At 57.3% G+C, this 11,863-nt stretch carries 6 protein-coding genes; all 6 read left to right on the forward strand.

Annotated elements, in window-relative coordinates; all coding sequences use genetic code 11:
- Positions 1–62 precede the first annotated feature (62 nt).
- The 6 genes from tssH to ACVOLI_RS05440 all read left to right on the forward strand — a co-directional run bounded on the left by tssH (position 63) and on the right by ACVOLI_RS05440 (position 11,319).
- Positions 63–2,813, forward strand: coding sequence for a type VI secretion system ATPase TssH (tssH, locus tag ACVOLI_RS05415; RefSeq protein WP_481533817.1), 2,751 nt, complete (start codon positions 63–65; stop codon positions 2,811–2,813).
- 21 nt (positions 2,814–2,834) lie between these two features.
- Positions 2,835–3,185, forward strand: a complete 351-nt coding sequence (locus tag ACVOLI_RS05420) for a hypothetical protein (RefSeq protein ID WP_303749862.1) — start codon at positions 2,835–2,837, stop codon at positions 3,183–3,185.
- 126 nt (positions 3,186–3,311) lie between these two features.
- Positions 3,312–6,047 (forward strand): type VI secretion system Vgr family protein, encoded by a 2,736-nt coding sequence (locus tag ACVOLI_RS05425; RefSeq protein ID WP_481533818.1) that lies wholly within the window; start codon positions 3,312–3,314, stop codon positions 6,045–6,047.
- Positions 6,010–6,960, forward strand: a complete 951-nt coding sequence (locus tag ACVOLI_RS05430; protein ID WP_481533819.1) for a DUF4123 domain-containing protein — start codon at positions 6,010–6,012, stop codon at positions 6,958–6,960. The genes ACVOLI_RS05425 and ACVOLI_RS05430 overlap by 38 nt, the downstream gene beginning before the upstream one ends.
- Entirely contained in the window at positions 6,953–10,216 is a 3,264-nt protein-coding gene (locus ACVOLI_RS05435) for a toxin VasX (RefSeq protein ID WP_481533820.1), read from the forward strand. Before ACVOLI_RS05430 ends, ACVOLI_RS05435 begins: the two co-directional genes overlap by 8 nt.
- Positions 10,213–11,319, forward strand: coding sequence for a hypothetical protein (locus tag ACVOLI_RS05440; RefSeq protein ID WP_481533821.1), 1,107 nt, complete (start codon positions 10,213–10,215; stop codon positions 11,317–11,319). Before ACVOLI_RS05435 ends, ACVOLI_RS05440 begins: the two co-directional genes overlap by 4 nt.
- Positions 11,320–11,863 lie beyond the last annotated feature (544 nt).

An 11,863-nucleotide genomic window follows, 5' to 3' on the forward strand; every position in this document is an offset into this window, starting at 1 on the left:
GCGCCGGCAGCGATGACGCTGCCGGTAATTGAACGGTTTCAGCAGGGAGTGCGTGGTTCCGAATGAGCATCAACCTCAAAACACTTATCAGCAAGTTGGACGACACCTGCCGTCAGGCGACCCAACGCGCAGCCAATCTGTGCATGGCGCGTGGCAACTACGAGGTGGATCTGGAACATCTGTTCCTCGCCTTGTTGGAGCAGCCCAAGAGCGACTTCGTGCTGATTGCCCAGCGCAGTGGCATATCCCCTGAATCACTCGAGCGCGATCTCAGCGACGAGATCGGCCAGTTCAAGACCGGCAATACGCGTACGCCGGTGTTCTCCCAGCATCTGCCGGCCCTGTTCGAGCACGCCTGGCTGATCGCCTCGCTGGATTCGGAAACCACCCGCATCCGCAGTGGCCACTTGCTGCTGGCGCTGCTGACCGAGCCTGATCTTGCGCAGCTGGCCTACCGCGGCTCCAAATTGTTCGTGCGCTTCAAGCGTGAAGAGTTGAAGCACGACTTCGCCAAGCTGACCGAAGGCTCGCAGGAAGCGCAGACCGTTCGCTTCGCCGATGCTTCGGCGACGGGCGAAGGTGCTGGCGAAGATGCGGATGCAGTACCGGGCGAGGCCAAGGGCGGTCTGTCCAAGACCCCAGCGCTGGACCAGTTCACCACCAACCTCACCCAACGTGCGCGTGACGGCAAGATCGACCCGGTGATTGGCCGCGATGCCGAAATCCGTCAGGTCATCGACATCCTGATGCGCCGCCGCCAGAACAATCCGATCCTCACCGGTGAGGCCGGCGTCGGTAAGACCGCCGTCGTCGAAGGCCTGGCCCGTCGCATTGCCGAGAAGGATGTGCCCGACGTGCTGCAAGGCGTTGAGCTGCACACCTTGGACATGGGCTTGTTGCAGGCCGGTGCCAGCGTCAAGGGCGAGTTCGAGAACCGCTTGAAGAACGTGATCGACGAGGTCAAGAAAAGCCCGCATCCGATCATCCTGTTCATCGACGAAGCCCACACCATGATTGGTGCCGGCGGCTCCGCTGGCCAGAACGACGCCGCCAACCTGCTCAAGCCAGCCTTGGCGCGCGGTGAGCTGCGGACCATCGCCGCCACCACCTGGAGCGAGTACAAGAAATACTTTGAAAAGGACGCCGCCTTGGCGCGTCGTTTCCAGGTGGTGAAGGTGGAGGAACCCAGCGAAGTGCTGGCCGCCGCCATGCTGCGTGGCATGGTCAGCCTGATGGAGGCGCACTTCGGCATTCGTGTGCTGGATGAAGCCGTGACCGAAGCCGTGCGCCTGTCGCACCGCTATATCAGTGGCCGCCAGCTGCCGGACAAGGCCGTCAGCGTGCTCGATACCGCCTGTGCAAAGGTCGCACTTGGGCAGAGCGCGACGCCCGCGATCATCGAAGACACCCGCAAGCACCTGGATCGGCTCGAGGCCGAGCTGGCTGCATTGCAGCGCGAGACCGCCGGCGGCAGCACCTTGCATGAGGAGCGTCTTGCCGAACTGAAGGCGCAGCAGCTTGAAGCGCAGGCTGTGCTTGCCAGCAATGAGCAGCGTTTGAGTGTCGAGCGCGAACTGGCCGGGCGGGTTGCAGCGCTGCGCCAGCAGCTTGAGCAAGGCCTGGCGGGCGAGGGTGATGCGGATGCGTCGGCGGACGAGCAGGCCGACGTCGCTGTCGCAAAAACGACGGGCAAGCGCAGCAAGTCAACGCGTGAGCTCTCGCCACAACATGCAGAGCTGGCGAAGTTGCAGGCGGAGCTGCGTGATCTGCAGGGCGAGACCCCGATGGTGCCGCTGCAGGTGGATGGCACCGTCGTCGCTGAAATCGTGTCGGCATGGACCGGCGTGCCGCTTGGTCGCATGGTCAAGGATGAGATCCGCACCATCCGCTCGCTGGGCAGCCTGCTGGAAGAGCGGGTCATCGGCCAGGATCACGCGCTCGACGCCATCGCCCAGCGCGTGCGTACCGCGACCGCGAAATTGGAAGACCCGAACAAGCCGCGCGGCGTGTTCATGTTTGTCGGGCCCTCCGGCGTGGGCAAAACGGAGACCGCGCTGGCCTTGGCCGACATTCTGTATGGTGGTGAGCGCAAGCTGATCACCATCAATATGAGTGAGTACCAGGAAGCGCATAGCGTGTCCGGCTTGAAGGGCTCGCCGCCGGGTTACGTCGGCTACGGCGAAGGCGGCGTGCTGACTGAAGCTGTGCGCCGCAACCCGTATAGCGTGGTGCTGCTCGATGAAGTGGAGAAGGCGCATCCGGACGTGCTGGAAATGTTCTTCCAGGTGTTCGACAAGGGCGTGATGGATGATGCCGAAGGCCGCGAGATCGACTTCCGCAATACCTTGATCATCCTCACCTCCAATATCGGCTCCTCGCAGATCATGCAGTCCTGCCTGAACAAGCCGGCAGAAGAAATTCCCGCCGCAGACGCACTTGCCGAAGCCCTGCGGCCGATCCTGATGCGCAGCTTCAAGCCGGCCTTCCTTGGTCGTTTGAAGGTGGTGCCGTATTACCCGATCAGCGATGACGTGCTGGTGCGCATCATCAGCCTCAAGCTCGGCCGCATTCGTGACCGCGTCAGCGCAAACCACAAGGCCAGCTTCAGCTGGGACGAAGGTCTGGTTGAAGCTGTACTGGCGCGCTGCACCGAGGTGGACTCGGGCGCACGCAATGTCGATCACATTCTCAACGGCACCTTGTTGCCGGAGATTGCGGAGAACGTGTTGACTGCCATGGCCGAAGGCACCCGCATCAACAGCATCAAAGTCAGCGCCGGCAAGAAGGGCGATTTCAAGTACAAAGTTTCTTGATTACGGAAGAAGGAGAACAGCATGGAATTTTTCGGATTTGACCGCCAGGCAGCACTGAACCACTGCGACAGCCTCGAGCTGGGCCTGGGGCGCGACCTCGACCGCGTGCGCGCATGGAATCGCCTGCGCCCGGAACACATCGTCGAACTGCTCGAAACTGCAGTGCCGGCAGCGCGCCAGGATGCACGCATTGTGGCTGGCCAGATCAGCCGTGGCTCCTGGCGCATCCACATGGATAGCGCGCCGGTCGGCAAGCCGCAGCTGGTGAGCAATATGCGTGAGGTGCTTATTTCCGCTGGTGGGCGTGACTATCGCCTGCAGGTCAGCGAAGGCGTGCGTCTGCGCCTTGAGGAAATCGCGCAGGTCGCTTGATGCAACGGTAACAACGCCATTCCGGTGCTGGCGGGCACCGGAATGGATGGCAACAAACAGATGCATCCAGCAGTTTTCAGTCCGGGCCGTAGTGCGCACTACAGCCCATGAAGGCAGATCAACACCATGGATTTGGTAAACAACGTATTGGCAGCCCTGGCCGGGCCCGCACAGACACAGCGCTTCCTGCGGCTGCATACCGCGCTGGGCGGCGACGTGCTGGTTGCGGAGACCCTGGATGGCGTCGAGCAGATCGACGGTATCGGCTTTCAATGGACGATCACCGCGCTATCCGTTGATGCCGGCCTGCAATTGCAGCCGCTGATCGGCAAGCCTGCCTTGCTCCAGCTGCAGCAGGCCGACGGCAATCATCGACCGTTGCACGGACGCATCACCGCCGCCGAACGGATTGGTAGCAATGGCGGCCTCGCCCGTTATCGCCTGCGCTTGCAACCATGGTTGGCATTTCTGTCGCAGCGCGTGGACAGCTACGTATTCCACGACAAGACCGTGGTCGAGATCATCGAAGACATCTTTGCCGACTACTGCGGCTTGGCGCCCGAGTGGCGCTGGGTGCTTAACGATGCCAGCCAATACGCCAAGCGCAGCCTGACCACCCAGTACCAGGAGAGCGATCTGGCGTTCGTACAGCGGCTGCTGGCGGAAGAGGGCATCTTCTATTGGTTCGAGCATGAAGGCGACCCGGAAGCAGCGGCTCTCGGCAAGCACACTCTGGTATTGGCCGATCACGCGCATGACGTTACCGATCTCGGCAGCGTTCGCTTCCATCGCAGCAATGAAAGCGAACGCAGCGATGCCATCCAGCAGTGGCAGGAAGCCCGCAGTTGGTGCACGCCGAAGGTGGAGCGGGCAACCTGGGATTACCGCAGCCTTGAGCGTCGCCAGGCAAGCGCCGAAGCAGAGCAGGGTGCCGACCTCGGTGTGGTTGACCAGGACACCAGCGGGCCTTATGGCTGGCAGGACAATGCGCGCGGGCAACGTCGCGCGCAACAGCATCTGGATGCACTGCGCGTGCGCTCGCACCTGATTGAAGGCGGCGGCCAGTGGCGCGCACTTGCGCCGGGCGCCAAGCTCGCTTTGTCACAGCACCCGCAGGTGGCCGAGGACGCTGCATTCCTCTGTATCTCGGTGCGACACCAGGCCCGCAATAACCTGGATGCTGATGTATTCGATGCACTCGAGCAGACGCTTGGCCCGATCAACCAGCGCGCACTGGAGCTGCCAACGGCATTGGCGGGCATCCGTAATGGTGCAGGTCGTAATGACATCAACACAGGTTTCTACGACAACCAGTTCGCGGTGATTCCGGCCGAGGTCATCTACCGCCCGCAGACCGAAGATGGGCATGGCGTACACCTGCACCCGCGCCCCAGCGTGACCGGCACCTTGAGTGCAGTTGTGGTCAGTGATGGCGATCCCTTGCTGTCTGACCGCGACCACCGCATCAAAGTGCAGTTCCCGTGGCAGCGAGGCGGCAATGCCAGCAACGGCTTGGCGCACCCGGCCGGCGACGACAACGCGCCCGCCAGCGGTAACGCCTGGACATGGGTGCGCGTCATGACCCCGTGGGCCGGCGACAACTGGGGTGGCGTAGTGCTGCCGCGGCGCGGCCAGGAAGTATTGGTCGCGTTCCTGGAAGGCGATATCGACCGCCCCGTGATTGTTGGCGCGCTCTATAACGGCCGCGGCCAACAGGACGCACAGCACAACAAGTTGAACAGCGGTGGCGCCAACGCCACTGGCAATGCCGCCGCATGGTTCGAAGGCAATGACCACGCCGCCGTGTATACCGGCTTCAAGAGCCAGGCGCTGGCAGAAAGCCAAAGCGGCACCGGCGGCTACCAGCAGCTACGCTTCGACGACACGCCGGGGCAGGGCCGCGCCCAGCTGTCGACAACGCAGCACGACACCACCTTGACCCTCGGCCACCTGAAAGGCGGCGACGACAACGTGCGCGAAGGCGAACGGGGTTTCGGCGTCGAGCTTTCAACCCAAGCACACGGCAGCCTGCGTGCCGGTCGCGGCCTTCTGCTGACAACAGAGGAAGGCACGCCGCAAATGGCTGCACCACAAGCCATCGCACAGTTGCAGCAAGGCCACGACCTGCTCAAAAGTCTTGCCGACTCCGCAACTGATCAGACTGCGCAGCTGCCCAAAGATCCAGCCGAGCTGCCCATCGATCAAACCCTGACCGAACTGCAGGAACAGCTGAAAGCAACGCATAGCGGCAGCAGTGCCGGCAGCATCAATGGCGGCGATGGCGAAGCGCCTGGCTGGAGCGCGCCCGTACTACTCGGCAGCGGCGTAGCCGGCGTGATGAGCCTGACCCCGGCCGATCAAGCATGGGTAAGCGGTACCCACATCTTGCTGAGCAGCGGTGTCGCATTGAACTGGATGACGCAGGGCTCGCTGAGCCTGGCAGTCGCACAAGGTCTGGTGCTCTACACGGTGGGCAGCGAGGGCAGGAAAGACAGCCCCAATCAGGAGCGCGGCATCGCCCTGCACGCAGCACAAGGCAAGGTAAGCGCACGCGCGCACAAGAACCAGGCCACGATCGCTGCGAAGACCAATGTCCGCATTGCCAGCACCGAAGCCAATATTGAAATGGCGGCGTCGAGCAAGCATCTGCTGGCTACGGCGGCCGGTGCTTACATTCGGATTGAAGGCGACAACATCGAACTGGGCGCGCCGGGGAAGGTTGAGTTCAAGGCTAGCCAGAGGGATTGGGTGGGGCCCCAGGCGGTGGATGCTGCGGTCGAGTCAAAGCAGGCACCTTTCAGTGGGTGCCTCGAAAAGTTCAAGGATGCAACCAGAGGAGGGGCTGGACGTGTCGCTCTCTAGGTCCCTCTCTGACGATGAAGGTTTGAAGTGGGACGCGTTAACATCCCTTCGTGAGCGATTGTTCAAGGCTAAGCATAGCTATTTATTTGTTGATCCAACGTCGGGTGTGCCTTGGGATAGGTCGTACACGAAGGTTGGCGATAGTTATAGCGAGGTTCTTGTGGCACCTCGGAAACTGAATTTGCCGAAGGATGCTTGTCCGTTCTTGGTCCCATTGAACAACGAAGTTGGTGGAATCTTTGATTGGACTTTCGAAATAGCTTGGTCACAGCTATCGGACCCTCAGGCTCCTTACCCGGTGTGTGCCTGGATTGGTAGTGATCTTGAGGTGGGATATTTGCAGTCCCGAATGTCAAAGCAAATGTTGCAGTCGGTTGGAGTCAGGACTTGGCTTTTCAGGTTCTATGACCCAAGAGTCTCCCAGCACTTGGTATCCTTTGTCAGTAAAGAGTTCTGCATCTCAGGTCCTACCTCTTGGTCTTTTCTGGATGCGTCAGGGAGGCTTCAGAAGCTGCCCGTCAGCGAGACGGAGAGCATTCGCTATCCTGAAGAGTCCTCTTTGGAACGTCTTGATTGGCTAAAGACAATAAACGCTGTGATCAATACGTGGCCATCGCTTACCGATGATATCGTCGAGATCGAGAGGATCTACGATGCCGCCCGTGTTGCTGCAGCAGTTGGATTGCAGCCGCATCAGCAAGCGGATTGTGTGGCCTTCATTCTGCATCGATGCTTGGTTCATGAGCGTATCGAGTTACATCCGATTGTTTCAGTCTGGCTGAATGATGCACGCGAGATGAAGCGGCCGTACGCAGATGCAGCCGCGCACGCTGATGCAGATGTATGGAAGGGAATATCGGCTGGCGACTGGCAGCTTGGATTGAAAGAACGACAAGGACTTCGTTATGGCTGATGGTGCACAGATTGCCAATGCGGCGCGCAATACAAATTCGAATGCTGGTGCTTTCGGTGACTGCCAACGTTGTGATAAGCGCGGTTTTCCTATTTTGCCGCTGAGGTTCTCCTACGCATATTGGGATGGTCGTTCGGATTACGGCACAAGAGCGGATTTGTCAAAAACAAGCTTTGACAAAATGGCCGGTGAACTTCTGCTTAGGCCACTCAGTGGTGGCTATCTACATGTGCTTGACGAGCGTGATGGAGGTACATGGAGAGTTTTTTTTGTCGGTCGTGACGGCTCACTTTGGGAATTTCCAGCTAAGACAAGCCCAAGGATCGAGGAGTACCAATGTGGTCGTGGCGATCATCTAACGCGATCTTCGATGTTCAGTGTGGACCGCCCAGAGAATGCCAAGAAAATATGGCTTTCTTACGCGAGCACTCTATATACACCGAATAAGCTTGACGAATTTCGATCGCTTATACTGAAAGGGCAGGCGCCCAGAGATGAGTGCGAAAGAACGGTTGCACTTATGGGCGTGCGCTTTCAGATGCATGACGTCCCAGCGCTACTGGCTATGGCGAAAGATGAGAGTGCGACAGATAAGGCGCTGGGAATTAAGCTTGATGGCTCCAATCTAAAGTCGAAAGTTCCTGAGTTTTCGGGAAAAATCGAGCCATTCGAGTACAGCGTTACACCTCCGGTGAACTTGAAGGACAGCCCCGTTGCGATCGGAAAGCGAGTCAAGGGCGCCTGTTCCGGCGGGTTGGGGGGGGTGGCGGTTTACTTGGATGATCCTATTGGGATTGCTCAAGAGATTCGCCATCTCGAGAAAATAACTAAGCTGAGAATTGATGCGATTGACGCCAAGTATGCAAGGGAACGCAAGGTCAAAGCGCTCGTCGATGAGCTTGGGAAGAGCTGGGTTAAAAGCAAAGATGCTCGCGGTAAGCTGGAAGAAAGTGGTGACTGGGAGCTTAATTACAAGGATAAGTTGGACGCATCCCGCATCGCGGACTTCGAAAGAAACTACAAGAGTGAAATGGGCACGCTGCGCGGAAAGCACCTGATACTGGTTGATGATGTTCAGAGGTGGTGCAAATCCACCAATTTTGAGACGGCTACAGAATGTGACTTTGACAGCAAAGATGTGCGCAGCACTGTAGATATGGTGAGTCAGCTGAGCACTATTCTTTGTGGCCTGGACGCCACAGAGCAGGGGGCGAACCTCGCACAGGAGTTGATGGCTAAGGATGTATCCAGAAATCTATGGTATCGCGCGCTCTTGGCTGGGCAGAAGGATCTTTTGTCTTTTTTGTCCGAGAATCAGGGTTCCGACGTCTTGGGCAGTTTTAAGTCTGCGTACGGCGTTGTTGATGAATGGATAAATGCTCACGAAAAGATGGCTGCTGCCCTGAATCTCTCAAACCGCGATTCGCTGGCTTTCGCGCCAGGGGCTGCTGGGTATCTCAAGGGCGTGGACCCGCTGTTCAGGGCAACACTTCCCCTTAGCGAAGCAATAATGCAGTTGACGCTCTCTCTGCAAGCTCTGGTTGGTAAAGCTGCCGGAAAAGCGTTTGGCGAGCTTAGAGTATTCGTTTTATTGGGAGCGGTTTGGCACCGTACTACCGCATTGCCATTCTACGAAGAAAAGACGTTGGCATCGCTCGTTCGAGAGAACAACGAGGTGGCCTGGGGTACATCAATTGAAAATCGAAATCAGATATTCATTGACACAGAGGGGCGGCGCGTTGCCAAGGTGAAATTGGGGGATTACGCCAGCGAGCTTGGGGAGGCCGGGCGAAAGAAGATCCCACTGCTGCGTATTCGATTTGGAAATCCCCCGGACGTCGCAATGATGTCTGCTGAAGGGGCGCGAGAAGCAAGCAGACAGCAACGCCGTCAAGAAGCGCGGCGTGATCGGAAGGCAGAAGCCAAGCGACTGAAGAACGGTCCTGGGCCACAGAGAAGTACGCTGGCAGTTGCTATGGAGCAAGGCCTTGAAGAGATGAGTGCTGAATTCGAAGCGTTCAGGCAGGCGGAAGCGGAGAACGCAAGGATTGCCGCGGCATCTGCGAGGAATCGTGCTCGCCTGGGTTCGCTGGGCGCTGCAGACGCTGTAGTTGTTCCGGCAGCTCTCCGGTCGTTGCAGCGCGCGCCATCCGGAAACTGGTTAAGCGGTGCAATGAAGGTTGCGAGGAATGGTGGCGCAAATGGTGCTTTCTCTGCTTGGATAGGTGCTATCCAGATGACGGCACTCGTCGCGTCTTATAAGGATCTGGAAAAGAAGCCAGATGCTGAGACTTGGGCGAAAGTGATGAGCTCGACTCTCGGAGTTGCAGGGGCCTTCATTGAGGTGATCGCGGCGGGCTATTTGCTGTCCGGTGCGTCTGCAGACAAGAGGTTGATTTTGGCGCTAACTCCGGCGCGAATTGCGGGAATTGGCGGGCTAGTTGGTGGGGTGTCCGGTGTGGTTGGTGGAATCGTCACGATGGTAGAAGGCTACAACCGTTCCGAGGCTGGAGATGTTGACTCCGGGCGTGCCACTTTCATTGGAGGCGCATTCCTGACTGTGAGCGGAGTGGCTGCCGTGGGAGGGGGCGCGGCAGCATTATCCAGCGCTGGACTTGTTCTGGGATTGGGGCCTTTTGCTTGGGGTGCGCTGGCTTTGGGCCTTGCGGTTTTAGGTGTCGCTTCGATTTTCATCGGTGAGAGCTGGCGAGATAATCCGCTGCAAACTTGGCTGCGTTCGAGTTGTCTCGGAACTAATCCGGCATTCGGTAGTTCGAGCGATGAGTTATTGGCATTTGAACGGTTGTTTGAGATACCGATGGAGCTGCGCATGCAATGGCGGAAAGGTAAATTTGGCTTCGGTACAATTGTTGTCGAGGTGGACATTCCGGATTTGTCTGATGGGCTGGGGGGGCTTGTTTACGGGCTCTCTTTCCGTATGAAGGACGGAGCTGTTTACACCGTTTCGGAGAATAGAAAAATATCAGACAGGTCTGGAGCTGGAATGAATGATCCAAGTCAGATGTCTGCTGGGAAGTTTGTAAATGCTACCGGCTTAAGTGCGCCGACTACATCTCCGACATATACCATTACGCAAAAAGGTGGGGTGAGATGGATGGTTGGGTATTCTCGTGATATGTTGTCTGTAGTTGCCATTAATATTAAGTATATGCCAGAGATTGACGACCGGCCTGATTTTATTGTTCCAGCTCCAGACGGACTGAGGAAGATGATTACTGCGGCGGATTCTGTATGATTTCGGAGGAACGCAAACTGGCTCGGCCAGCGGAGCGGGTTGAAATCGGCGGAAAAGGATGGATGTCTGTTAAGGGGCGGAGCGCGATGTATCCGCTGCCATTAAAGGGGCGGTACGGTAGGTCTTTTGATCTAGTCCTAGAGATTAATGAAAATTTTGCGATATTGAGTCCTGCAGGGACAGCAAGTGGTGCGGCTAATGGATTTCATATTCTCCTGGTGGTCTTGCTTTCGATAACGATGTTGTTCTTTGGTAATTGGATCTGCTTGGCGATTATTGGAGAGGGGAACGGAGACTGGTTTATAACGACGGTTTGCGTGCTGGGGTTTATCCTCTTTGGTGCTGGAAATGTTGCAGTCATCAAATCGTTGAGGCGGCAGGTGGTTGGCTTTCCGCTATTAGCGCTTCGTAAAGAACGTAAGGTTGTTCAGTTGCAGGGCAGTGCTCGTGTTGAGGCCGATTGGGAACGTCTTAGACCCTACATTGAACCTGTGACGAGCGTAAGTTCTGTGGGCGCATCAACGTCCTGTAATGTTCATTTAATTGAGCCTACTGAAGACGGACGCAGTGCCCGCCGGCAAATTTTGTTGCAGAACGCACTGGGTTTATACGATTGCTTGGCCACATATGAGTTCTTTGCGAGCTATATGGAGGGTGATTGGGAAAACTTGCCCGATATACACCTGATTCCAGGTGTCCGCCCTAAGTTCTGGGACGCATACCGCTACGGTTTCTTTAACGGCTGGATTGGTGTCCCGCGTTGGGATGAACGCTCTGAAGCGTCCCGTCGTTGGATGTGGGTGCTTACTCCCCTCTGGACGGCAATTTTCTGGCCTTTGGTAATGTTAACAATTGCAGGTACGCGCACCGGTCGTGTTCTGCGATTTGATAAAAGCGAGATTGGGAAAGCGCGCGGTGGCACTGCGGAGCCAATGCCGACATCGCTTCAGGACAAGATCAAAGCACCATCGCGATTGCAACCTGCGGAGAAGTTTCTCTATTGGGTTTCAATGATGTCTGGCGGAGTGTTGTGGGGTGCAATAGCGCTGAAGTCGGTTATGTTGATATTTGGGGCCGATAGTGCAGTTGTGGCGATCAACTAGAACTATTTTGATAATGTTGGTGCATAGCAGTTTCGCAACTTTGGAGCCGATGTCGCCTGCCCGTAAACTTGATCCAGGCATTCTTAGATGTCTCCGGGCAAACTAGCCCCAAGGAGACCACTGATGCGCAAGAGCAAATTCTCCTAGAACGAACTGCTCGCCGGGCCCGTCCAGCGAATCGGCTCGCCAAGAGCCAATTATGATTCTGATGGGAAATCGGTGGGCTGCAGAGGTTGATAATGGCATTGAAGGAAACAACAGTTGCAGTTTGGGGTAGGGCGGAGGCTGAGTTGGCGTTCAGTTCAGAGCTTTATCGAGAGAGCGCACACGCGAGACGCGCTCCCTACCGTGTTATTCCTTCGATCCATTCGGAGTCGATTGGTGTTGACCCTGTTGCATTTGATGCCATATTGCGGGTACATCCTGATGGCTTAGAACGTGTTCAAAGTCTCGCCCTCTTGATGTGAGAAGCTCGCTGGGTGAGAAAAGGCTACCCCAGCGACATCAAGCGCGAGCAGTTCGAGGTGATCCGGCCATTGCTGGA

It is taken from the genome of Stenotrophomonas sp. STEN029 (genome assembly GCF_056760015.1).